The sequence below is a fragment of the Microbacterium ureisolvens genome (genome assembly GCF_019511645.1).
Taxonomy (GTDB): Bacteria; Actinomycetota; Actinomycetes; order Actinomycetales; family Microbacteriaceae; genus Microbacterium; species Microbacterium ureisolvens_A.
This window is the reverse complement of the sequence record NZ_JAEUAX010000001.1, coordinates 79,820-103,033: the sequence shown is the minus strand read 5'-3', so window position 1 is coordinate 103,033 and position 23,214 is coordinate 79,820. Positions and strand designations below refer to the sequence as shown.

The following is a 23,214-nucleotide window of genomic DNA, read 5'->3' as shown; positions in this document are numbered from 1 at the left end:
CGCCGAGTCAGCCGGTCACGACGAACCGAGGCAGATCGAGAAGGCCCGTGCGCGCCGCCTCGACGGCGGCGCGCACGGCGCCGACCGACACGATGTCAGCGCCCAGCGACGAAGCGACGATCTCCGGCGCCGGGAGGTCGAGCTCCTCCGGGAGCGCATCCAGAGCGGCCGAGATCACCGGGCCCGCACCGGCCGCCACCGCGCCTGAGACGACGATGAGGCGTGAATCGAAGAGACTGCCGAACACGCCGGCGACGATCGCCAGCGTCTCCCCCACCTGGCCCGCGATCTCGCGTGCACCCTCGTCACCATCCGCCGCCAGGGAGAGCACCGTCTTTCCGTCCACCTCGGCAGGGTCCAGCTCGCGAAGGCCGCTCGAGGCCGGCAGCGAACCATCCGCAAGAGCTCGGCGGGCAAGCGCTGCGGCTCGGTGACCGAGGCCCCACGCCCCATCGACCCCGCGCACGTGGTCGAAGGCGACCGTCTCGGCGGCCCCGCCGTGCGCACCGCGCAGCAGCCGTCCGTCGGTCCACACGCCGGCACCGAGGCGGTCGCCCGCGAGGAGGGTCACGAAGTCGTCGTACCCGACCGCTGCACCGACGGCCCGCTCCGCAACCGCGGCGAGTGACGCGTCGTTCTCAACCCGCACGATGGGCGCCCATGCGCCGAAAAGCTCAGCGAAGTCGGGGTTCATCCTGCGCCAGAAGCCGTCGCGGTGCGGCGGCGAGATCCCGTTCCTGTCGACCGGCGCAGGCACGCCGACGACCAGAGCCACGACGTCGGCGCGCGAGAGCTGCGCCTGGGCGAGAGTCTCGTCGACCACTCGCGACGCCGCCGCTCGGCGAACGTCGGCCGCATCCATCTCGGGGTCGAGGAGGAGGTGACGCACCGCTCGGCTCTGCCCGCGCAGATCCGCCACCGTGACGGTGAGGCGCGATTGTCCGGCGTCGACCCCGATCAGGAATCCGGCATCGGGCCGGAACGCGAAACGGCGCGCCGGCCGCCCCTTGCGATAATCCCCTGCCGCCCGAGCGTTCGGCAGTTCCGCCAGCATCCTCCGCGCAACGAGCTCGTCGATGACATCGATCGCCGTCGTCCTCGTGATACCCACCACATCGAGCACATCCGACGCGGTGAAGGCGTCGGCGTCCCAGGCGAACCCCAGTACGGCGTCGAGGCTCGCTCGGCGCAGCGCTGTGGGAGTGAGCAGCGATTGTGACATCAAGCCCCTTGCCTCTCGCGGGTTCCTCCGTCATTATGGTGGACAACGAATTGATTCGGTCGCTAAATCTAATCACCGAAGCAACGTGTCACCCACGCCCACGGAAAAGGACAACGTCGTGCCTGCAGCATCCGTCACCGTCCGCCGCGCCTGCGCAGCGGCCGCCGCCCTCGCGATCGCCGGGAGCACGCTCGTCGCGTGCGCCGCCGCGTCGTCCGGGCCCGCCGAGGTGAGGTTCCACCTCAGCAAGCCCGAAGCTATCCCCTACTTCCGCGATCTGATCGAGGAGTACAACGCCGGCCAGGACGAGGTCGAGGTCGTCTTCGACACGTCTTCGAACCTGCAGGCCGGCTTCCTCCGCGGAAACCCGCCCGATCTCGGCCTGCTCAACTACAACATGGAGATGGCGCGCTTCATGGAGCGCGGCGCCCTCAGCGACCTGAGCGACATGCCCGAGGCCGACCGCATCCTCCCCGAGGTGCAGGACCTCGTCGACCAGTACGCCACCTACCCCGGGCGCACCAGCGTGCTGCCGTACTCCGTGATGGCGGCATCCGTCATCTACAACAAGCGCATCTTCGAAGAGCAAGGTCTCGAGGTGCCCACGACGTGGGACGAGCTCATCGCCGTCTGCGACGCGCTCAAGGAAGCCGGCATCACGCCGTTCTACGCCACCTTCAAGGACCCGTGGACAGTCGGCCAAGGCTGGTTCGACTACACGGTGGGCGGCGAGGTCGACGTGGCCGCCTTCTACGACGAGATGAACGAGCTCGGCACCGAGGTCGGCCCCGACTCTCCCGTGTCGTTCCAGAAGACCATGGCCGACCCGGTCGACCGCATGGTGCAGCTGACGGAGAACTACACGAACGAGGATGCTGCGAGCCGCGGCTACGGCGACGGCAACCTCGCCTTCGCCAAGGAGGAAGCGGCGATGTACCTGCAGGGGCCGTGGGCGTTCGGCGAGATCGACAAGACCGACCCCGACCTGGACCTCGGCACGTTCCCGCTGCCGATGACCGACGACCCCGACGACAACAATGTGCGGGTCAACATCGACCTCGCCGCGTGGATCCCCGAGGCGTCCGACCAGAAGGAGGGGGCGCGCGACTTCCTGAGCTACCTCTTCCAGAAGGACGTCATGGACGAGTACAACGCCGCCTTCCTCGGCTACGGCACGACCACCGACTCCGCCCCCGTCACGGACGAGCGCATCCTCGGCATGAAGGAGTACTACGACTCCGCGAAGTTCTACCAGGGCGCCTCGAAGGCGATCCCGCTGACCATCCCCACCGACAACTACATGCAGGGCATCGTCACCGGCGAGGACCCCGACCGCACGCTCGCCCGGCTCGACGCCGACTGGGCCCGACTGGCGCTGCGCCAATAGCGTCACACGAGAGGAACGCACTCATGGCAACCACTACGGCCGCCGTCACGGCGCCGAAGACGGGCCGGCGCACCGGCGCGGCGACGATGCCGCGCACGGACCGGAAGGTGGAGGGGACCTACTACCTCCTCCTTTTCCCGGCGCTCATCCTGTTCACGCTGGCGATCACGGTCCCCGCGATCATCGGCATCTTCTTCAGCTTCACCAACTCGATCGGCTTCGGCGACTGGGAGTTCGTCGGCCTCATCAACTACATCGCCGTCTTCACCGACCCGGCGATCCTGCAGAGCTACTTCTTCACGTTCGGATTCGCGGCCGTCACCGTGGTCGTGGTCAACGTCCTGGCCTTCCTCCTGGCGGTCGGGCTCGTCTCGCGCATCCGGCTGAAGACCCCGCTCCGGGCGATCTTCGTGATCCCCATGGTGATCTCGGGCATCATCATCGCCTACGTCTTCAACTTCCTGTTCTCGAACTCGGTGCCCGCGCTCGGGCAGGCGTGGGGCATCCCGTGGATGAGTGAGAGCATCCTGGCGAACCCCGACCTCGCGTGGATCGCGATCGTCATCGTCACCGCGTGGCAGGCGATCCCGGGCACGCTCCTCATCTACATCGCGGGCCTGCTGTCGATCCCCGGCGACGTGTACGAGGCGGCCGACATCGACGGCGCCGGCAAGGTGGCGCAGCTCCTCCGCATCACGCTGCCGCTCGTCGCCGGCTACGTCGTGATCAACGTCATCCTGGGCTTCAAGAACTTCCTGAACGCCTACGAGATCATCGTCGGCCTCACCAACGGGGGGCCGGGCACCGCAACGCGCAGTATCGCGATGACCATCTTCACCGGCTTCAGCGGCGGTGACTACGCCTACCAGATGGCCAACGCGACCATCTTCTTCCTCATCGTGATCGTGCTGTCGATCCTTCAACTCCGTCTCACTCGCGGAAGGAACGTGTTCTGATGTCCACGCAAGCCGCCCTCGCCGTCGAGGACATCAACGCCGAGCGCGTGCTCGACGGCGACTCCGTCCGCAAGCCCGGCCGCTCCCGCTTCGCCATGGAGCGCGTGAACTGGTCCGGCACGATCGTGCTGATCCTGTGCTGCCTCACGGTGCTCGTCCCGCTCTACGTCACGGTGTCGATGGCGTTCAAGACGCAGAGCCAGGCCGTCGACGGGAACGCGTTCTCGCTGCCGGCGCCATGGACCATCGAAGGATTCGTCACGGCGTGGGAGCTGACGAACTTCCCGCGTGCATTCACCATCTCGGTGCTCGTGAGTGCCTTCAGCGTGGCCGGCACGATCTTCCTCGCGGCCTTCGCGTCGTTCGCGATCTCGCGCAACTGGGACAAGAAGCTGTTCCGCTACTCGTTCTACTACCTGCTCGCGGCGCTCTTCCTGCCGTTCCCGGTCGTCGCGCTCCCGCAGATCCAGCTGACGGGTCTCGCGGGACTCGACAACCCGGTCGGCGTGACGATCCTGCACATCATGTTCCAGCTGAGCTTCAGCGTCCTGCTGTTCACCGCATTCCTGCGCTCGATCCCCTCCGAGCTGGAGGAGAGCGCGCGCATCGACGGGGCGACGACGTGGCAGACCTTCTGGCACCTGACGTTCCCGCTGCTGGCACCGATGAGCGCGACGGTCGGCATCTTCGCGTTCCTGGCATCGTGGAACGACTTCATGATGCCGTCGCTCATCATCTCCGACCCGGCGTCGCAGACGCTGCCGGTGGTGCAGAACATCTTCCAGACGCAGTTCAGCAACAACTACAACGTGTCGTTCGCGTCCTACCTCATGGCCATGGCGCCCGCCATCATCGCCTACCTCTTCACCCAGCGATGGGTGATGGAAGGCGTCACCCAGGGAGCCGTGAAGGGCTGAGCCCTCGACGGCTCGAGCCCGCGGCATCCCATTCCCACCGAAAAGAACCACCTCGAAAGGAAACGCGTCCCCGTGACGACTGTGCACTCCGCACCCCTGACCAACAAGCTCAACGACCTCGAGCTGCCCGCCTGGTGGCGGCAGGCCGTGGTCTACCAGGTGTATCCGCGGAGCTTCGCGGATGCGAACGGCGACGGCATCGGCGACATCCAGGGCGTGACCTCCCGCGTGCCGTACCTGAAGGAGCTCGGCGTCGACGCGGTCTGGCTGAGCCCGTTCTATCCGTCGGCGCTGGCAGACGGCGGCTACGACGTCGCCGACTACCGCGACGTCGACCCCCGGCTCGGCACGCTCGACGACTTCGACGAGATGCTCGCCGCGCTGCACGGCGCGGGCATCAAGGTCGTCGTCGACATCGTGCCCAACCACACGTCGGATCAGCACGCGTGGTTCCAGGAGGCACTGGCAGCCGGTCGCGGTTCGGCCGCCCGCGCGCGGTACATCTTCCGCGACGGCACAGGGCCCGACGGCTCCCAGCCGCCCGCGGACTGGGTGTCGGTGTTCGGCGGGTCGGCGTGGGAGCGCGTGGCAGACGGACAGTGGTACTTCCACAACTTCGCCAAGGAGCAGCCCGACCTCGATTGGTCGAACCCCGAGGTGCGCGCCGACTTCGTCAAGACGCTGCGCTTCTGGTCGGACCGCGGCGTGGACGGCTTCCGCATCGACGTCGCGCACATGCTGACGAAGGACTTCGTCGACCCGCTCCCCTCGCAGGCCGAGCTCGACGCGATGCCCCGTGACGGCAACCACCCGATGATCGACCGCGATGATGTGCACGAGGTGTACGCGGAGTGGCGCGAAGTCTTCGACTCGTACGACCCGCCGCGAACCGCGGTGGCGGAGGCGTGGGTCGAGCCCTCGCGCATCCCGCTGTACGCGCGTGCCGAGAGTCTGGGCCAGGCGTTCAACTTCGACCTGCTGGAGGCCGACTTCGACGCCGCGCAATTCCGCCGCATCGTCGGCGACAACCTCGCGCTCGCAGCGAAGTCGGGATCGTCGACGACGTGGGTGCTGTCGAACCACGACGTGGTGCGCCACGCCACGCGGTACGGCCTGCCCGACGCCGAGCGCGACGAGAAGGGGCGGCCGACGCGCAAGCACGGCAACGAGTGGCTGCTGTCGGGCGGGAAGACCCCGGTGCTCGATCGCGAGCGCGGCCTGCGTCGCGCCCGCGCCGCTACCCTGTTCGTGCTCGGCCTTCCCGGCTCGGCGTACGTCTACCAGGGCGAGGAGCTCGGCCTCCATGAGGTCGCGTCGATCCCCGACGCCGAGCGCCAGGACCCGACGTTCTACCGCAGCCCCGGCGAGGACATCGGCCGAGACGGATGCCGCGTCCCCCTGCCGTGGTCGGCCGATGGGACTTCTTACGGCTTCGGTGACGGTGGCGCGCACCTGCCGCAGCCGTCGTGGTTCGCCCAGTGTGCGGTATCGGTCCAGGACGGCGACCCGCGATCGACGCTGGCGCTGTACCGCCAGGCGCTGGCGCTGCGTCGGCTGCTGCAGACGGGTGAGTCGCTGGAGTGGATCAAGACCGGGCGCGACGACGTCCTGGGATTCCGCCGCCCGAACGGGTGGACGGTCTTCACCAACTTCGGTGAGGCGCCCTACGAGCTTCCCGAGGGCGGCGCGCACTCCCTCTCCAGCCACCACTTCGAGGGGCGCGAGCTTCCCGGCGAGACGACCGTCTGGATCTCGGGGGCCTGAGCGCCGCGTCGTGAGCGCAGGACACCGACGGATGCCGCAGCCCGAGTGCCGCGGCATCCGTCTGCGCCGCTGCGCGCCGCCGAACGGGCGGTGACAGCAGAGCCCCGGTCCTCGCGATTTCTCGCGAGGGCCAGGGCTCCGATTCTGGTGACAGCGGTTGTGGAGATGGGGGGAATCGAACCCCCGTCCATCGCTGGGATACTGCGGATTCTCCGGGCGCAGTCTGTGCGAGCGTTCTACTCGGCTCCGACCTTTGTCACAGACACCTAAGTCGACGAGCCCATCCTGAAAAGAGTCCCGCGTGACGCTCAGGCGACGTCACGCAGCAAGATCCCTAGATGACGCCAATACCCGTGACGGGATCAGTCACGGATTGACGGACTCGGGCTCGCTGCTCAGGCAGCGAGGGCGAAGTCGGACTGCTTCTTTTCGGCAGTTATTGGTTTGCAGGGGGCGTTCACGAGATAACCCTGCATCCTCGGCCCGCTTCACGCAGATTCACAGGCGATGTCGAAACCGATCATCCCCGTTCGCCTCTCTCGAGGTGTCCTTCTTGCGAAGGGCCGCTGTCACACTGTGGAGTTGCCAAGACCCGGACGCCGAAGCATCCGAGCACATCAGAATACAACGGATGCTGCGCCCCCGCCATTCCCGACCGCCTGGGGGCGGCGAGAGACGCGTGAGGTGAGGGAGGCGGGCATCCGACCCTCGTGTCAAGGCCCCTGTCAGATGCGGCGGAAGGTGGTCCGCTGGGGCCACCAACTCGAGGAGTGAGATCCCCATGTCGCAGAACACCCCGCAGCAGCGTGCGAAGCAGCCACGGTCGGCGATCGCCGGGCCCTACGGCCACCCGTTCCACCCCATCCTGGTGACGATCCCGATCGGCACGTGGGTGGCGAGTCTCGTCTTCGACATCATCGGACTGGCTTCACCAGACCCCGAGCCGTACATCCGCGGCGCGTGGATCCTCATCGTCATCGGCCTCATCGGGGCAGTGCTCGCGGCGATCTGGGGTTTCATCGACTACCTTCAGCTCGGCCGCACCACCCAGGCGCGACGCACCGCGACGATCCACATGGCGATCAACCTGGGCGTGACCGCGCTCTTCGTCATCAATCTGCTCGTACGACTGTCCGCCGATGACGACGACGAGGTGAGCATCTGGGGCGTGGTCCTCACGATCGTCGGGCTCGCCGCTCTGGGGGTGTCGGGCTGGCTCGGGGGAAAGCTCGCCTACCGCTACGGGGTGCGCGTGGCCGACGAACGCACGCAGATGGAAGGCTTCCGCTGATCCCCCGCCGCTCTGCGGATCACCGCCGGCGGGCGAGGAACGCCGCCACCGCCGCGCCCACGCCTGTGGCGAGCGCGAGGCGGAGTCGGGCCGACCGCCAACCGCCCGTCGTCGGATCGGCCCGCCCGGGCGCTTCGAGCACGGTGCCGAAGCTCACCGACGAGGTTCCGTGCAGCTCGAAGCGATCCATCAGCACCGACGCGATCGCGTCGTAGAACCCCGGCGCGAAATCGTGGACGGGCACGACGAGCCGCTGCAGCCCGCCCACGTACGCGGCGAACCGTCGGCGGCCGGCGGAACGAACGATCGCCCTGGCAACGCGATCGGGCGACGCCGCCGGCGGCAGCGGCCGCGCTCTCCTCCCCGTGACGTTGGCGGCGTGCTGATAGATGGGCGTGTCGACGGCCCCCGGGATGATGAGGCTGATGCGGACGCCGCTCCCCCGCAGCTCCTGACGGAGCGCCTCCGCGAAGCCCAGCACACCGTACTTGCTCGTGACGTACGGCGAGATGCCGGGCGACGCCACCCGCGAGTACAGCGAGGCGATCATGACGAGCGTGCCTGTGCCCTGCCGGCGGAAGTGGGGCAGCGCAGCGCGGGCACCGTGCACCTGACCCATGAGATTCGTCTCGACGACCTGCCGGAACACACCAGGGGGCAGCTGGTCGAAACCTCCGTAGGCGAAGACGCCGGCGTTTCCCACCCACACATCGATACGCCCGTACTGCGCCACGGCTGCTTCGGCCAGAGCCTGCACCTGTGCCTCGACGGAGACGTCCGTCGGTACGACCAGGGCGCGCGCACCGTGCGCTCGGCACTCCTCTGCGACTGTCTCGAGCGCCGCGCGGCTTCGCGAGGCCAGCACCAGCCGGGCTCCGCGGCGGGCGTACGCGCGGGCGGTCGCGCGGCCGATGCCGCTGGAGGCCCCGGTGATCACGACCACCTCCGGTCGCCGTGCAGGACTCACGTCACCGTCTCGCCTGATCGAGCCGGTGGCCGGCGCGGGGACAGGTCGGGCATGGCGCGCGTGCCGAAGTCGTGGCGGAGGGCGCTCATGGCGGCGAACCAGCCGGGAAGACCCGTCACCCCCGGTCCGGGCGCTGTCGAGGCGCCGGCGAGGTACACGCCCGGTATGGGGGTTCGCCACGGATCGGGACTCAGCACCGGTCGGCTGAACAACTGCCAGAGGTCGGGGGCACCCGCGGCGATGTCTCCTCCCGGATAGTTCGGGTTGTGACGCTCCACCTCGCGGGCCGTGCGGGAGCTGGTCGCGAGGATCGTGTCGCGGAAGCCCGGTGCGAACCGCTCGATCTGCCGGATCACCGCCTCACGGCGATCGACGGCGCTGCCCGCGGGCACATGGGTGTACGTCCACAGCGTGTGCTTGCCCTCTGGCGCCCGCGAGGGATCGAACAGCGACGGCTGCGAGACGAGCACGTAGGGGCGCTCGGGCATGCGGCCTCGGTTGACCTGGTTCTCGGCATCCGCCACCTCCGCGCGCGTGCCTCCCACGTGCACGGTGCCCGCGCGGCGCAGCTCCGGATGCGTCCACGGCACCGGATCGCTCAGCGCGAAGTCGACCTTCGCCACGCCGTCGCCGTATCGGAAGCGCTGGAGTGTGCGCCGGTACCGGTCCGGCAGGGCGTCCCCGGCAATGCGTGCGAGCGCCTTCGGCGTGACATCCAGCAGAGTGACCGTGGCGGGGGGCAGCTGCGCGAGGGCGGTCACCTCGTGGTCGACGACGACCTCGCCCCCGTGGTCACGGAGATCCTCGACCATCGCATCGATGATGGCCTGGCTGCCGCCGATCGGAATGGGCCAGCCGCGAGCATGCGCGTAGGCGGCGAGGGCCAGTCCGGCGCCCGCGGCGGAGACACTCGGCTGCGTCAGGATCGTGTGCGCGGCCACCCCGGTGAGCATGGCGGGCGCGGTGTCCTCCCGGAACCGCGCGTTCCACGCGGGCGACCCCTGCTCGAGAGAGCGTAAGCCGAACGCGATGGCGGTGGGGAGATCGGCGGGCATGCGCACCAGCGGCGACCCCGTGAATTCGGCGACGTTCGTAGAGCGGTCGACGAGGGGACGCAGCAGCCGTGTGTACGCGCGGGCATCGGGGCCGAGCGCCTCAGCGGTGCGGGTGAGGTCGCGGTAGGCGATGCCGGCATGGCGCTCGTGGAGCGGATGCGCGAATGAGACCTCGGGGGTGACGAACCCGACGCGTTCGCGGAGGCCGAACTCGCGGAAGAATCGCGACTCGAACGCCATCGGGTGCACGGCCGAGCACACGTCGTGCCGAAACCCCGGCAATGTCAGCTCGCGGGTCGCCGCGCCGCCGCCAGGCTGGTCAGCGCGTTCGTACACCCGCACGCGAAGGCCGGCGCGTGCGAGTGTGACGGCGGCGGCGAGACCGTTGGGACCGGACCCTACGACCACGGCGTCGAACTCGAGGCCGCCGCGCCGGGGCCTCCCGTTCACCTCTGCGGCGCTCCGTCGTCGGGCGCCACCGGCTCGGACTCGCCCGCGCCGGACATCGGGTCCCACGAGTCCTCCGGCGTGCCCGCCGATGCCCCCGCTTCGTCGGCTCGCGCGACCCGCTCATCGACGTCCGAACGGTGCGACTCTGCCGCCGCACCTGGCATGGGTTCCTGGGTGGCGGCGCCCGCCGAGCCATCGGCATCACCCGCAGTGACCGGCGGCAGGGACTCGCTCTCGCCCGGCTCGTCCGCGGATCCCGATTCGACGGCGTCGATCGACGTCGCCGCGTCGACCCACTCGGTCTCACCGGTGGGGACCACGGGCTCAGAGCCACTCTCCGCATGTGACATGGCAGCATCCCTCTCCTCATCGACGGCGGGGGTCGCCGCCTCTGCCTCCCCCGCATCGGCCGAGGACGCAGCATCCGCCTCCTGCTTCTCGCCCGATGCGGCCATCTCCTTCTCCGCCGTCGTCGCGGCCGCGCGGCTCGCGGCCCTGCCTTCGGCGAGGTACGCGAGTCGATGCAGCGTCTCGTCGTTGCGCCAGTGCAGCGCGACATCCATCAGCGGGGCCGGGATGAAGCGACCGGGCCCGGCGACGGCCTCTTCCTGGATGCGCACGACGCAGGCGTCGCCACGCGGCTTGACCTGGATGCTCACGCGGGCCTCGCCGATCGGCCAGCCGCGCGCCTTCATCACCATCGTGTGCGGCCGGGCGAACTCCTCGACGATCGTCTTGTCGTCGAGGAGTGCCGGCCACACTCCGAAGGAGTGATGCAGCTCCGCGCCGGCCATCGGCCACGTCTCGTCGACTTCGCGCATGCGCGACGCGCCGACCACCCACGACGGGTACAGCCAGCCGTCCGCCAGCACATCGAAGACGTCCTCAGGGGTGCACTGCAGCACTCTCACGTTCCGTGACATCGGTTCGCTCCTCGCCGGTCGGGTTCCCTACCGCACGACGATAGAAGCGCCGCGGCGGCCGCTCGACCCGGTTGCGCGGCGGGCGAGCGTGTGGCAGACCGGCCGGGGACGCGGCATCCGTTGCTTAGCATGTAAGGGTGACCTCACCTCGTGCCGCGCGCCCGCAGACCACCCTCTTCGTGACCGGAAGCACATGGCTCTCTCCCGACCTCGTACGCGTGACGCTGGCGGGTGAGGAGTTCGCCGACTTCGCCGACCGGCCCGAGACCGACAAGTACGCCAAACTGCACTTCCCGCCGGCCGGCAGCACGCTCGAGCCGCCGTACGACCTCGCGGCCCTGCGGGAATCGCTGCCGTTCGACGAGCTCCCGACGATCCGGACCTACACCATCCGGCGAGTGGATGCTGCGGCCCGCACGATCGACATCGACTTCGTGGTGCACGGTGACACGGGCGTCGCCGGACCATGGGCCGCGAACGCGAAGCCCGGCGATCGGCTCACCATGTCGGCACCGGGCGGCGGCTACCGGCCCGATCCCACTGCAGACCATCACGTGCTGATCGGCGACGAATCGGCGATCCCCGCGATCTGGTCGGCGCTCGAGACGCTGCCCGCGGGGACTCGGGTCACGACCATCGTCGAGACGCGTTCGCCGGCGCACCGGGTGGAGGTGCCGGCGGACGCCGTCGTCCAGTGGGTCGACGAGGACCACGATGCCCCCGGGACCCGGCTCGTCGCGGCGGTGGATGCGGCGACCTGGCCGGTCGGCCGCGTGCAGGTGTTCGCGCACGGTGAGCGCAGCGCGATGAAGGCGCTGCGGCCGATCCTGCTCGCCCGCGGGGTCGCGCGTGCGGACCTGTCGCTGTCGGCGTACTGGGCGTACGGCCGCACCGAGGATGTGTTCCAGGCGGAGAAGCGGCTCCCGGTGGGGCAGATCTTCCCGGAGTGATTCCCACGCGAAGGGTTAGGGTCTGAGGATGAGCGACGTCGTCATCACCGTACGCGGGGAGCACGAGACCCGCATCGCCCCGGAGCGCGCGATCGCGCACCTGACCATCCGCGCCGAGGGACCCGAGCGCGGGGCGGTCGTCGAGCGGATGGCGGCGCTCACTGAGCCGGTGCGCGACGATCTCGCCTCGCGGAAGTCGGCGGGCACCGTCACCGAGTGGTCGAGTCAGCGCGTGTCGGTGTGGTCGGAGCGCCCCTGGAACAACGAGGGCAAGCGCCTCGCGCCGGTGCACTACGCCACCGTCGACTTCGCCATCACGTTCACCGACTTCGCCGTGCTGTCGTGGTGGGCGGGCGAGGTCGCCGAGCGCGAGGGGGTGCAGCTCGGCTGGATCGAGTGGAAGCTCACCCCGGAGACGAAGGCTGCGGTGGAGCGGGAGGTCGCGACGCAGGCCGTGGGGGTCGCGGTCGCCCGCGCCACCGCCTACGCCGGCGCGCTCGGCCTCGCGGACGTGAGCGCGATCGAGCTCGCGGACGTGGGCCTGCTGACCCAGCCCGGCACTGCAGAGATGGCTCCCGCACCCCGGATGCTGATGGCGAAGGCATCCTTCGCCTCGGATGCGGCGGGCGGCGGACCGTCGGTGCAGCTCCAGCCCGAAGACATCGTGATCTCGGCGGCCGTCGAGGCCCGGTTCGCCGCCCGATGAGCGGTCCCCTCACCGGCGCGCGGACACGCCATCGATCCCCGCGCCCCGCCCAAGCATCGCGGACCGGCCGGCACACAGCGGCGCGGTAGGTCTCTGCGTCAGTCGCCGAGCCGGTTGCGGGAGCGCATCGCGCGCTCGGCCTCGCGCTTGTCTTCGCGCTCGCGGATCGTCTGTCGCTTCTCGAACTCGCGCTTGCCCTTCGCGACGGCGATCTCGACCTTGGCCCGACCATCGGAGAAATACAGCTTCAGCGGGATCAGCGTGTAGCCGCCGGCCGAGATCGTGTGCGAGAGCTTGACGATCTCCTCCTTGTGCAGCAGAAGCTTGCGCGTGCGCTTGGACGAGTGGTTCGTCCAGTGCCCCTGCGAGTACTCCGGGATGTGCACCGCATCCAGGTACGCCTCGCCGTTGTCGATGTACGCGTAGCCGTCCGAGAGGTTCGCGCGGCCTTCGCGCAGCGACTTCACCTCGGTGCCGGTGAGCACGAGGCCCGCCTCGTACGTCTTCTCGATGGCGTACTCGTGGCGCGCGCGACGATTGGTCGCCACGACCTTCTCCCCGCGTTCCCTGGGCATGATGTCTCCTCGCTGATGCCGCCCTGCTGATCCCTGAGCCTGTGGAAGGGCGGACGGCAGCCTGTCAGTCTACCCCTGCGGCGGGGCGGACGATCACGCCCGGAGCCATCTGCGGATCGCGAAGCTCGCCGACAGGGCCGCGAGGACCACCCCGACCAGGATCAGGACCGGAACAACGAGCCACGCATCTGCCATGCCGACCCAGGTGGTCACGAAATCGACGCGGTTGCGCAGATAGTTGTTGACGCCGAAGTGCACTCCCGCGATCACGGCCGCGCTCGCGAGGATCGACCCGAGCAGCGCCGCGATGACGCCCTCGAGGATGAACGGCGTCTGGATGAAGCGGTTGGATGCCCCGACCAGGCGCATGATGCCCAATTCCCGTCTTCGTGCGAACGCGGAGAGGCGGATGGTCGTCGCGATCAGCAGCACCGCGGCGATGAGCATCAGCACCGCGATCCCCACCGCGATGTATGTGGCGATCGTGAGCGCGGAGAACAGCGGGTCGAGGTACTGCATCTGGTCCTTGACCAGTTCGACCCCCTGCATTCCGCTGAAGGCCTCGATGATCACATCGGACTGCTCCGGGTCGACCAGCGTGATGCGGAACGTCTCGTTCACCTGCTCGGGCGTGATGACGCTCGCATTCTCCTCGCCGGCGATCTCGAGAAGCTCGTCGTACGCCTGCTGGTGATCGAGGAAGGTGAGGTCCCGGATGAGCGGCGCCAACGCGCTGCCCTCGAGCTTCGCGCGCACCTCTTCGACCTGCTCGGGACTGGCCCCGCCGGCGGAGCACGTCGCGGGTGTCGAGATGCTCGTGCACATGTACACGGCGACCTGCGCGCGCTCGACCCAGAAGTCGCGCATCGTGCCGATCTGCATCTGCATGAGGATCGCGGCGCCCACGAACGTCAGCGAGACGAACGTGACGAGCACCACCGACACGACCATCGAGAGGTTGCGCCGGAGGCCGGTGAACGCCTCCGACATGATGAGTCCGAACCTCATGAGGTGGGCCCCACTTCGTCGTCGCCGGCGTCCAGTCCGAGGCGGTCCGCGAGTCCGAGTTCCTCGACCTGCAGCTCGACGGCGTCGACCAGCGGGATCGGCTGCGTGTGCGTGGGCTTCGCGGGATCGGATGCCTCCGCCTCGGGTGCGGCATCGGCAACGGGCTCATCGAGAGCCTGCGCGAGCCCCTGCGCCTGCTGCGCCTCCGCCGCCGTGACCGCGACGGCAGCCGCAGCGGCGGCCGCGGCCGCGGCGACGCCGGCCGACGGCGACGCGGCCGGCGACACGGCATCCGTCTCCCCTCCGACGAGCTCGTCGTCGTGGACCGCTGTCGGGTCGAGCCCTGCGGCGGCCGCGATGGCGGCCTCGCGCTGCACCTCGAGCACCGCGGTGAGGGCGGCGACGGCGGCAGCACCGCGCTCCGGCTCGGGGGCCAGGCTCGGAAGGCTCGACCGGTCGCCGTAGCCGCCGTGGCGCTCGTCGCGGATGATCTCGCCGTGGCGCAGCTCGATGACGCGGCGCTGCATCTGGTCGACGAATCCGGCCTCGTGCGTGGCCATCACGACGGTGGTGCCGCCCGCGTTGATGCGGGCGAGCAGCTGCATGATGTCGATGGAGGTCGCGGGGTCGAGGTTCCCGGTCGGCTCGTCCGCAAGGAGGATCTGGGGCCGGTTCACCAGCGCGCGCGCGATCGCGACGCGCTGCTGCTCACCCCCCGACAGCTCGTGCGGGAACCTCTTCTCCTTGCCGGCGAGACCGACGAGGGCGAGCACCTCGGGGACCGCCTGCTGGATGAAGCCGCGCGACGACCCGATGACCTGCAGCGTGAACGCGACGTTCTGGAACACGGTCTTGGTCGGCAGCAGCCGGAAGTCCTGGAAGACCGCGCCGACGTGGCGCCGGAAGTACGGCACCTTGCGGTTCGACAGCGTGCGCAGGTCGCGGCCCAGGACCACCACGCGCCCTTCCGACGGCGTCTCCTCGCGGAGGATGAGGCGCAGGCAGGAGGACTTGCCGGAGCCCGACGCGCCGACGAGGAAGACGAACTCCCCGCGCAGCACCTCGAAATCGACATCGCTCAGCGCGGGTTTGGAAGTGCCGCGAAAGCGCTTCGTGACGTTCTCGAACCGGATCATGGCCTAACGAGCCTATGCGGACGCCACCGGCCCCGGTCCAGCGACACTCATCGTTTGCGCATCGGTTCGCCGAGTGCGGGCTCGATCAGTCGTCGTCGTCCTTGCGCTTGCGCCAGCGGATGCCGGCGGAGATGAAGCCGTCCAGGTCGCCGTCGAAGACGATCGCAGGGTTGCCCACCTCGTGGCCGGTGCGGAGATCCTTGACGAGCTGCTGGCCGTAGAGGAAGTACGAGCGCATCTGGTCACCCCAGCTCGCGGTGATCGTGCCGGCGAGCTCCTTCTTCTTCGCCGCCTCTTCCTCGCGCTTGAGCAGGAGCAGGCGCGTCTGGAGCACGCGCATCGCGGCGGCGCGGTTCTGGATCTGCGACTTCTCGTTCTGCATCGACACGACGATGCCGGTGGGGATGTGCGTCAGGCGCACGGCCGAGTCCGTCGTGTTCACGGACTGGCCGCCGGGGCCAGAGGAGCGGAACACGTCGACGCGCAGGTCGTTCTCGGGGATGTCGACCTCCACGGCCTCCTCCATCACCGGGATGACCTCGACCGCCGCGAAGGAGGTCTGGCGCTTGTCGGCCGAACCGAATGGGCTGATGCGCGCGAGGCGATGCGTGCCGGCCTCGACCGACAGGGTGCCGTACGCGTAGGGGGCGTCGACCTCGAACGTCGCGGACTTGATGCCCGCGCCCTCGGCGTAGGACGTGTCCATGACCTTCACCGGGTACTTGTGCCGCTCCGCCCAGCGCAGGTACATGCGCAGCAGCATCTCGGCGAAGTCGGTGGCGTCGTCGCCCCCGGCTCCGGAGCGGATCGTGACGACCGCGGAGCGCTCGTCGTACTCGCCGTCGAGGAGGGTCTGCACCTCGAGCTGGCTCACGATGTCCTCCAGCTCGGCGATCTCGTGCCGGGCCTCTTCGGCGGAGTCCTCGTCGTCCATCTCGTTGGCGAGCTCGACGAGCACATCCAGATCGTCCAGGCGCTGCTCGACATCCGTGATGCGCTTGAGCTCGGCCTGCCGGTGGCTGAGGGCGCTGGTGACCTTCTGCGCCTTCTCGACGTCATCCCAGAGGTTGGGGGCACCGGCCTCCTCGCTGAGGCGGGCGATGTCGGCGTTGAGTGCCTCGACGTCGACCACGGCCTTGATGTCGGCGAACGTGGAACGCAGGGCCTGGATGTCGGCGGAAGGATCGAAGTCGAGCATGACACTCCAGACTAACGTGGAAGCGATGTCCGATCACGCCGATTCCCCCACCGCCCGCGACGTGCTGTGGCGGTTCGGCCCGATGGTCTACGGCCCCACCGTGCTGTTCGCGCTCGGCGAGGGTGCCGTCATCCCGCTGATCCCCGTCATCGCCGCGCAGCTCGGGGCCGATGTCGCCATCGCCGCGCTCGTCGCCTCCGCGCTCGTGGTGGGTCAGCTCTGCGGCAACATCCCTGCCGGCTGGGCCGTGGCGCGCATCGGAGAGCGTCTCACCATGGCGATCGCAGGCGTCCTGTCGCTCGCGGGCGTGGTGGGCATGGCCCTCGCGCCGTCCCTCGGCATCTTCGCGATCGCGGTGTTCCTCATCGGCTTCTGCGCGGCGGCCTTCGGTCTGGCGCGCCACTCGTTCATGACGACGCGGGTGCCCTTGTCGTTCCGGGCCCGCGCGCTGTCCCTTCTCGGCGGCACCTTCCGTCTCGGAATGTTCGTCGGCCCGTTCGTGGCCGCAGGGCTCCTCGCACTCACCGGCGACGAGCACGCCGCGATCTGGTTCTTCGGCGGATGCCTCGTCGCGACGGTCCTGCTCGTCCTGTTCGGTCCCGACCCCGAGAAGCAGTTCGTCGCGCCGACGTCCGCACCGACGCGAGGGGGCGCCGACACGGAGGACGCCGTCGACACCGAGGACGCCGTCGACACCGAGGACACCGGCGAGCCGGTCACCGGCTCCATCCCCGTCCGCCGGACAGGTGCGCCGGGCGACGGTGTCGGATCCGGGCCCGGAACGGGCGTCATCCGCACGATGTGGCGTCACCGCCGCGTGCTCTCGACGCTCGGCCTGGCCGCGGCATCCCTCTCGGCCGTCCGCTCCGCCCGCCAGGTCGTGCTGCCGCTGTGGGGTGTGTCGATCGGACTCGACGCGCAGACGATCGCCCTGGTGGTCGGCATCTCGGGCGCGATCGACTTCGCGCTCTTCTACGCGAGCGGGCAGGTCATGGACCGCTTCGGTCGGCTGTGGGCGGCCCTGCCCGCCATGATCCTGATGGGGGCGGGCTTCGTCGCCCTCGCGTTCACCCACGACCTTCCGCAGGCGGCGATGTGGTTCGCGATGTTCGCGGCGGTGCTCGGCGTCGGCAACGGACTGTCGAGCGGCATCCTGCTCACGCTCGGCGCCGACGTCGCCCCCAAGACCGATCCGGCGCCGTTCCTCGGGTCGTGGCGCACGCTCACCGACGGCGGCGGGGCGGTCGCACCGCTGCTGGTGTCGGGCATCGCCGCCGTCGCCTCGCTGTCCGTCGCGACCGGTGTCATGGGGGCGATCGGCCTCGTCGGCGCGCTCGCCTTCGTGCGGTGGGTTCCCCGCTACGTGCCCCGAGTGCGGCCGTGAGCGACATCGTGCACTTCTGTCGGAGCCGCAACGGCGGGCGCCGCTGCACGCGCCCGCTCGATCACGCGGGGCTGCACCGTCACCGCACGATCATGTGGACCGATGCCGGCGCCGATCCCGCACGCTGTCGCGGGTCGGGCGAGCCGGGATCCCCCGCCGCGACGCTGGCAGACGGCTTCCCCGATGGCCGCGCGCTGTGCCCGGTATGTCTCCGATTCCTCCCTCTGGACGACGGCCGGCTGCCCGCGCACGACACGTCGGACACGGCGGAGACGGATGCCGAGACGCGGCGTCGCCGCGAATGGTTCAACGCCTACGGCTGGTAGCGGACGCGTCAGACCCAGTTCCGTCGCACGGCCTCCGCACCCAGCTGCATGCGGGTCGTCACGCCGGCCGTCTCCATCAGCTCGGCGACACGACGCTGGACGGTGCGCAGTGAGATGCCGAGCTGCGCGGCGGCCGCAGCATCCGTCACTCCCAGCAGGAGCAGTCGGAGCAGATCGCCGTCCACGTCGTCGGAGGTCGGCACGGCGGCGATCGGCAGGAACTCTGTGGCCGACCGCCAGTACTCCTCGAAGATCGAGGTGACCAGGTCGAGCAGGCCGCTCGGGTGGATGAGCAGGGCGCCGAAGCCTTCATCCTCGCCCTGCGAGTGCATAGGCACCAGTGCCATCTGGTCGTCGGCGATGAACATGCGCGTGGGCAGCGTGGGCAGCACCCGGATCTCCTCGCCGATCTGGGCCATTTCGCGCGCCGCCGCGAGGAAGCCGGGACGCTCGAGCACCGCGTTCTCGACGATGACGCGGTAGCGCACGCCGCGGGCGAGTGCGCGGTCCTCCTCGATGTTCTCCTCGCCGCTGAGCAGGGCGACCTCGTGCAGAACGAGCACGCGCACCTGCTCGACCGACGCGGCCTGCAGCTGCGCGACGCGCTGGCGCACGGCGTCGTCGCCGATGACGACGTCCACCACGTCCGCGACGCTGCGCTGCTCGGCGGAACGCCGGTACAGATCGCTCAGCTCGACCAGCGCCTCGTGCGCGCGGGTGAGTCCGCGTTCGCGCTCGAGCAGCAGGGGGCGCAGCGAGATCGAGGGCGGGGATGCCACGTACCGGTCGCTGCGGGCCGCCTGACGCGCGAGCAGGCCGAGGCGCTCGAGCTCAGCGACGATCGGGCGCGTGCGCGGCAGCGACATGCTGAGCGCCGACGCGATCTCGGCGGTCGACGCGGACGGCTGCTGCAGCACGCAGCGGTAGACCGCGGTGTGGGCCTCGTCGAGACCGAGTGCATCGAGCACGGCGACCTTCTCCATGTCGTTCATCGTGACCCGCCGACGTTGGCGGATGCAGGCCATGGCATTTCTCCGCCATCCACTTTATGCACCGCGCACAGGAAGGTGGGGTTACACGGATCCCCACACCGAGAGGCTCGCGCGATGTCACGACCCAAGCCCTTCGGCCCTCGCCTCCGTCCGATCGTCGCCGCCACGAGCGGCCTCGCGATCGGCATCGCAGGCATCGGCCTCACCACTCTGCCGGCGGCCGCCACCTCCGCCCCAGACGACTCCCCCACCTCGCGGGCGGTCGCCGGCAGTTCCCACTCCGTCACCCTGATCACGGGCGACCGCGTCACCGTCACGGACATGAGCGACGGCACCCACGCGGTCTCGATCGACACCGCCGTCGAGGGCGCCGGCGCCCGCACGTATGAGGCGTCGGGCGACCTCCACGTCGTTCCCGACAGTGCACTGCCGTACCTCGCGGCGGGCGCGCTCGACGCGGACCTCTTCAACGTGTCGCTGCTCATCGAGTACGGCTACGACGACGCGACCGTCGATGCGACGCCGGTCATCGTGCAGCAGGACGCCGCAGCCGCGCGGTCCTTCTCGGCGCCGGTCCCCGGTCTCGAGGTGCAGACACCTCTCGAGAGCATCGGCGGCGCCGCGGCCACGCTCGGCCACAGCGACGCCGCATCCGCCTGGCAGTCGCTCACTGCCCCGACCGCCCGGAGCTTCTCGGCGACGCCCTCGCTCGGCGGGGGCATCGAGGCGATCCACCTCGACGGCAAGGTGCGCGCGACCCTCGACTCGAGCGTGCCCTACATCGACGCCCCCGAGGCGTGGGCCCAGGGTCACACCGGCGAAGGGGTCACCGTGGCCGTGCTCGACACCGGCTACGACGACACCCACCCCGACCTGCAGGGCCACGTGCTCGCCGACTCGAGGAGCTTCGTGCCCGGCGAGGAGGTCGACAGCGACCCGAACGGTCACGGCACGCACGTGGCCTCGACCATCGCCGGGACCGGCGCGGCCAGCGGCGGCACGCACCGCGGCGTCGCCGACGGCGCCCAGCTGCTCGTCGGCAAGGTGCTCGGCGCCGACGGCTGGGGCCAGGACTCGTGGATCATCGACGCGATGGAGTGGGCGGGTCAGAACGCCCCGATCGTCTCGATGAGCCTCGGCTCGACGCAGGCCTCCGACGGCACGGACCTCATGGCCGAGTCACTCAACCAGATCTCGAAGGAGACCGGGGCGCTCTTCGTCGTCGCGGCCGGCAACGCCGGCGCCCCCGAGACGATCGGCGCTCCCGGCTCGGCGGAGCAGGCGCTCACCGTCGGCTCGGTCGACGACCCGTCCGGCGCCCTGTCGTGGTTCACGAGCCAGGGCCCGCTCGCACGCTCGGGCTCGCTCAAGCCCGACGTCACCGGCCCCGGTAACGACGTCACCGCAGCACGCTCCGCCGACAGCGGCGGCGACGGCGCCTACATAGCCATGAGCGGCACGTCGATGGCGACGCCGCACGTGGCGGGTGAGGCCGCGATCCTGCTGAGCGCCAACCCCGGCTACACGAAGGACCAGCTGAAGGCCGCGATCGCGAGCACCACGACCGACGTCGGTTACACCGCCTATCAGGGCGGCACGGGCGTGGTGAACGTCGCGGCTGCGCTGGACGCGCCGGTCATCGCCGCCGGTTCGGGCGACTTCGGCATGTTGATGTGGGGCGAGGCCCCGACTCCGGTCCAGCGGACGGTCGAATACACGAACCGCACGGACGCCGAGATCACCGTCGCCCTCTCGGCGAACCTCGGCGACACCACGCCGGGAGCCGGCGGAGGCGAGCCGGGGCCGATGGCGGCGGGCATCGCGTTCGACGCGCTCACCATGGACGTCGACACGCTGACCATCCCCGCCGGCGAGAGCCGGTCGGCCACGCTGACGGTGGATCCTGCAAAGGTCCCGGCCGGCACCCAGCTGTCGGGCATGCTGGTGGCGTCTGTCGACGGCGAGCCGGTCACCCGCACCGCACTCGGGACGATCGCCGAGGCCGAACGGTACGACCTCACGCTCACCGCGACGGGCTTCGACGGCAACCCGACGACGACCTACGCGTTCCTGTGGGACCCGGCGACGCAGTGGGCGGAGCCGGTGCTCGTCGAGGGCGAGACCACGCTGCGCCTCATGAAGGGCGACTACACGGTGATGTCGTTCATGGAGCTGAACCGCACGCCCGACACGATCGCCAGCGTCCTCGTCGGCGACCCGACGGTCGAGCTCGACCAGAACCGTACGGTCGCCCTCGACGCACGCGCGGCGGAGCAGGTGACGGTCGACGTCGGCCAGGAAGGGCTCGACCAGGTCTTCCGCCGAATGGACGTGACCGTCGACGACTTCGCGGCGAGCGCGATGATGCCGGTGTGGACCGACGAGCTGTGGGCGCAGCCGATGAAGGTCGACGACGCGGAGTTCTCCTGGGCGACCCGCTGGCGCCTGCAGACGCCGATGCTGACCGTCTCGGCGGGCAAGACTCCGCTCGACCTGATCGTGCAGATCGGCTCGACGTTCCTCGACGGCTCGTTCAAGGCGGCCGCCGTGGACGCCGGAAAGGGCAGCGTCGAAGAGTTCGCCGCCGCGAATGTCAAGGACAAGATCGCGGTGGTCACCCGGTCGGCGGAGGTCTCAGCATCCGCTCGCGCCGCGAACGCGGCCGCAGCCGGATCGAAGCTGCTGATCGTCGTCAACGACGGCGACGGCGAGCTCAGCGAATGGGTCGGATCGGAGGACTACACGACGAGCGTCTCGATCCCGGTCGCGGCCGTCAGCGGCGTGGAGGGACGTGAGCTGCTGGCGCAGCTCGGCGGCCACAAGAAGGTCACGCTCTCGGCGGTCGGCGAGCCGACCTCCGAGGTCACCTACGACATCGCCCACTTCGGCGAGGGCGAGATCCCGGCCGACCTGGCCTACCGGCACAGCCCCGAGGACCTCGCCCGCATCGACACGCGATACATCGGGCAGGCGGAGGAGATCGGCGAGTTCCGGTACGACTTCGTGCCCGGCGCGGAGTATGGCAGCGGCTTCCCGCTGCGCACCCAGAGGGGCATCGAGCGCGAGGAGTGGGTGAACACCGACGGCCTGCGCTGGTACCAGGGGACGTTCATCACCTCGGTCGGCTGGGAGATGCGCGATATCAAGCGCACCTACGACCGCGGCGAGCGCACCGGGGCCGACTACTACGGCGGCATCGTTCGGCCGTACGTCGGCACGGGCTACTGGGTGCCGTACCTCGCGTCGGACTACGCCCAGATCAACATCCCGAGCTGGGCGGATGGCGGCGACGGCGAGCACACCGGCGCTTTCGACACCTGGATGGAACCGTCCACGGTGCAGCAGCTGACCGACATCTACCTCGACGGAGAGCTGATCGCCCAGCGCGAGCACCAGGGGGCGAACGTCTTCGAACTGCCCGATGGAGAGCATGACTGGCGCGTCGTCAGCACGGCGACGCACGACGGCTCCCACCTCGCCGGCTCGACGAAGACGGTCAGCGACTGGACCTTCCGCGCGTCGGGCAAGCTCGGCGACTGGGACTACCGGCTGCTGCCGATGATCCAGGCGTACTACGACGTCGACGTGAACGACGAGAACCGCGTCGGCGAAGGCCGCCGCAAGGGCTCGCCGATCCCACTCGGTCTCGAGCTCGGTCATGTCGCCGGCACCGCTCCGGCGGGCGCCATCACCGACGCCACGCTCGAGGCCCGCACCGCGGGCGGCGACTGGGTGCCGGTCAGGCTCGAGAGCGCGAAGACGGACGCCCCCACTGGCGCGGTCGAGGGCGACGGGTACATCTTCGCCATGTCGCGCGCGTGGGTCAGCGGCTACGCGGCCGAGATCCCCGTGTCAGACACGGGCGGCTGGGTCGACCTCCGCGTCACCGCGAGGGACGCCGAGGGCAACACCTTCACGCAGGAGATCGAGAAGGCGTTCGAGGCGACCCCGGCCAAGGGCGTCCGCTGACCCGAATGCTAGGGACCCCGGCGCACGCGCCGGGGTCC

The 23,214-nt window shown here is 69.7% G+C and carries 18 protein-coding genes, 1 other RNA gene and 1 pseudogene; 10 read left to right on the top strand and 10 right to left on the bottom strand.

Going from position 1 to position 23,214, the window contains the following annotated elements:
- Positions 1-7: 7 nt before the first annotated feature.
- Positions 8-1,222 carry an ROK family protein gene (locus JNB61_RS00475; RefSeq protein ID WP_220338452.1) on the bottom strand — a complete coding sequence of 405 codons (1,215 nt, stop codon included), beginning with the start codon at positions 1,220-1,222 and terminating at the stop codon, positions 8-10.
- Between the two features lie 118 nt (positions 1,223-1,340).
- Between JNB61_RS00475 and JNB61_RS00470 the strand changes: the two genes are divergently transcribed.
- The 4 genes from JNB61_RS00470 (at position 1,341) to JNB61_RS00455 (ending at position 6,246) form a co-directional block, all read left to right on the top strand.
- Positions 1,341-2,609: an ABC transporter substrate-binding protein gene (locus JNB61_RS00470; RefSeq protein WP_220338451.1), complete on the top strand. Its 1,269-nt coding sequence runs from the start codon at positions 1,341-1,343 to the stop codon at positions 2,607-2,609.
- A 23-nt stretch (positions 2,610-2,632) separates the two neighbouring features.
- On the top strand, positions 2,633-3,565 hold the full coding sequence (locus JNB61_RS00465) for a carbohydrate ABC transporter permease (protein WP_220338450.1): 933 nt from the start codon (positions 2,633-2,635) through the stop codon (positions 3,563-3,565).
- Between the two features lie 95 nt (positions 3,566-3,660).
- Complete coding sequence (locus JNB61_RS00460) at positions 3,661-4,482, top strand: carbohydrate ABC transporter permease (RefSeq protein WP_223214582.1); 822 nt, start codon at positions 3,661-3,663, stop codon at positions 4,480-4,482.
- A 72-nt stretch (positions 4,483-4,554) separates the two neighbouring features.
- Positions 4,555-6,246, top strand: coding sequence for a glycoside hydrolase family 13 protein (locus JNB61_RS00455; protein ID WP_308291171.1), 1,692 nt, complete (start codon positions 4,555-4,557; stop codon positions 6,244-6,246).
- A gap of 157 nt (positions 6,247-6,403) precedes the next feature.
- Here JNB61_RS00455 and ssrA read toward each other — a convergent pair.
- Positions 6,404-6,774, bottom strand: a transfer-messenger RNA (tmRNA) gene (gene ssrA / locus JNB61_RS00450).
- A 253-nt stretch (positions 6,775-7,027) separates the two neighbouring features.
- Between ssrA and JNB61_RS00445 the strand changes: the two genes are divergently transcribed.
- Positions 7,028-7,537: a DUF2231 domain-containing protein gene (locus JNB61_RS00445; RefSeq protein WP_220287212.1), complete on the top strand. Its 510-nt coding sequence runs from the start codon at positions 7,028-7,030 to the stop codon at positions 7,535-7,537.
- 19 nt (positions 7,538-7,556) lie between these two features.
- Here JNB61_RS00445 and JNB61_RS00440 read toward each other — a convergent pair whose 3' ends face one another.
- From JNB61_RS00440 to JNB61_RS19965, 3 genes and pseudogenes are all read right to left on the bottom strand, one after another.
- The gene (locus JNB61_RS00440; RefSeq protein ID WP_220338448.1) at positions 7,557-8,504 is read right to left on the bottom strand and encodes an SDR family NAD(P)-dependent oxidoreductase; all 948 of its coding nucleotides are present in this window, start codon (positions 8,502-8,504) and stop codon (positions 7,557-7,559) included.
- Positions 8,501-10,009 (bottom strand): phytoene desaturase family protein, encoded by a 1,509-nt coding sequence (locus tag JNB61_RS00435; RefSeq protein WP_220338447.1) that lies wholly within the window; start codon positions 10,007-10,009, stop codon positions 8,501-8,503. The genes JNB61_RS00440 and JNB61_RS00435 overlap by 4 nt, the downstream gene beginning before the upstream one ends.
- Positions 10,010-10,464: 455 nt before the next feature.
- Positions 10,465-10,932, bottom strand: a pseudogene (locus tag JNB61_RS19965) (SRPBCC family protein); the annotation flags it as partial.
- A gap of 137 nt (positions 10,933-11,069) precedes the next feature.
- Here JNB61_RS19965 and JNB61_RS00425 point away from each other — a divergent pair.
- Complete coding sequence (locus tag JNB61_RS00425) at positions 11,070-11,882, top strand: siderophore-interacting protein (RefSeq protein WP_220287204.1); 813 nt, start codon at positions 11,070-11,072, stop codon at positions 11,880-11,882.
- Between the two features lie 28 nt (positions 11,883-11,910).
- The gene (locus JNB61_RS00420; protein WP_220287202.1) at positions 11,911-12,588 is read left to right on the top strand and encodes an SIMPL domain-containing protein; all 678 of its coding nucleotides are present in this window, start codon (positions 11,911-11,913) and stop codon (positions 12,586-12,588) included.
- A 98-nt stretch (positions 12,589-12,686) separates the two neighbouring features.
- Here the strand turns inward: JNB61_RS00420 and smpB are convergent, their stop codons facing one another.
- The 4 genes from smpB to prfB all read right to left on the bottom strand — a co-directional run bounded on the left by smpB (position 12,687) and on the right by prfB (position 16,505).
- Positions 12,687-13,163 (bottom strand): SsrA-binding protein SmpB, encoded by a 477-nt coding sequence (gene smpB / locus JNB61_RS00415; RefSeq protein WP_220338445.1) that lies wholly within the window; start codon positions 13,161-13,163, stop codon positions 12,687-12,689.
- 93 nt (positions 13,164-13,256) lie between these two features.
- Positions 13,257-14,171: a permease-like cell division protein FtsX gene (gene ftsX / locus JNB61_RS00410; RefSeq protein ID WP_220287200.1), complete on the bottom strand. Its 915-nt coding sequence runs from the start codon at positions 14,169-14,171 to the stop codon at positions 13,257-13,259.
- Positions 14,168-15,307 (bottom strand): cell division ATP-binding protein FtsE, encoded by a 1,140-nt coding sequence (gene ftsE, locus JNB61_RS00405; protein WP_220338444.1) that lies wholly within the window; start codon positions 15,305-15,307, stop codon positions 14,168-14,170. The genes ftsX and ftsE overlap by 4 nt, the downstream gene beginning before the upstream one ends.
- Positions 15,308-15,392: 85 nt before the next feature.
- On the bottom strand, positions 15,393-16,505 hold the full coding sequence (gene prfB / locus JNB61_RS00400) for a peptide chain release factor 2 (protein WP_220338443.1): 1,113 nt from the start codon (positions 16,503-16,505) through the stop codon (positions 15,393-15,395).
- A 25-nt stretch (positions 16,506-16,530) separates the two neighbouring features.
- Between prfB and JNB61_RS00395 the strand changes: the two genes are divergently transcribed.
- Positions 16,531-17,889: an MFS transporter gene (locus JNB61_RS00395; RefSeq protein ID WP_220338812.1), complete on the top strand. Its 1,359-nt coding sequence runs from the start codon at positions 16,531-16,533 to the stop codon at positions 17,887-17,889.
- Positions 17,886-18,215, top strand: coding sequence for a hypothetical protein (locus tag JNB61_RS00390; RefSeq protein ID WP_220338442.1), 330 nt, complete (start codon positions 17,886-17,888; stop codon positions 18,213-18,215). Before JNB61_RS00395 ends, JNB61_RS00390 begins: the two co-directional genes overlap by 4 nt.
- A gap of 8 nt (positions 18,216-18,223) precedes the next feature.
- Here the strand turns inward: JNB61_RS00390 and JNB61_RS00385 are convergent, their stop codons facing one another.
- Positions 18,224-19,207 (bottom strand): transcriptional regulator TrmB, encoded by a 984-nt coding sequence (locus JNB61_RS00385; RefSeq protein WP_223214553.1) that lies wholly within the window; start codon positions 19,205-19,207, stop codon positions 18,224-18,226.
- Positions 19,208-19,321: 114 nt separating this feature from the next.
- Between JNB61_RS00385 and JNB61_RS00380 the strand changes: the two genes are divergently transcribed.
- On the top strand, positions 19,322-23,176 hold the full coding sequence (locus JNB61_RS00380; RefSeq protein WP_220338441.1) for a S8 family serine peptidase: 3,855 nt from the start codon (positions 19,322-19,324) through the stop codon (positions 23,174-23,176).
- Positions 23,177-23,214 lie beyond the last annotated feature (38 nt).

Bases quoted from the DNA above. Each gene is read 5' to 3' on its own strand.
- JNB61_RS00475 (WP_220338452.1), bottom strand. From the start codon at position 1,222: ATGTCACAATCGCTGCTCACTCCCACAGCGCTGCGCCGAGCGAGCCTC.
- JNB61_RS00465 (WP_220338450.1), top strand. From the start codon at position 2,633: ATGGCAACCACTACGGCCGCCGTCACGGCGCCGAAGACGGGCCGGCGC.
- JNB61_RS00460 (WP_223214582.1), top strand. From the start codon at position 3,661: ATGGAGCGCGTGAACTGGTCCGGCACGATCGTGCTGATCCTGTGCTGC.
- JNB61_RS00445 (WP_220287212.1), top strand. From the start codon at position 7,028: ATGTCGCAGAACACCCCGCAGCAGCGTGCGAAGCAGCCACGGTCGGCG.
- JNB61_RS00420 (WP_220287202.1), top strand. From the start codon at position 11,911: ATGAGCGACGTCGTCATCACCGTACGCGGGGAGCACGAGACCCGCATC.
- smpB (WP_220338445.1), bottom strand. From the start codon at position 13,163: ATGCCCAGGGAACGCGGGGAGAAGGTCGTGGCGACCAATCGTCGCGCG.
- ftsX (WP_220287200.1), bottom strand. From the start codon at position 14,171: ATGAGGTTCGGACTCATCATGTCGGAGGCGTTCACCGGCCTCCGGCGC.
- ftsE (WP_220338444.1), bottom strand. From the start codon at position 15,307: ATGATCCGGTTCGAGAACGTCACGAAGCGCTTTCGCGGCACTTCCAAA.
- prfB (WP_220338443.1), bottom strand. From the start codon at position 16,505: ATGCTCGACTTCGATCCTTCCGCCGACATCCAGGCCCTGCGTTCCACG.
- JNB61_RS00395 (WP_220338812.1), top strand. From the start codon at position 16,531: ATGTCCGATCACGCCGATTCCCCCACCGCCCGCGACGTGCTGTGGCGG.
- JNB61_RS00385 (WP_223214553.1), bottom strand. From the start codon at position 19,207: ATGAACGACATGGAGAAGGTCGCCGTGCTCGATGCACTCGGTCTCGAC.
- JNB61_RS00380 (WP_220338441.1), top strand. From the start codon at position 19,322: ATGTCACGACCCAAGCCCTTCGGCCCTCGCCTCCGTCCGATCGTCGCC.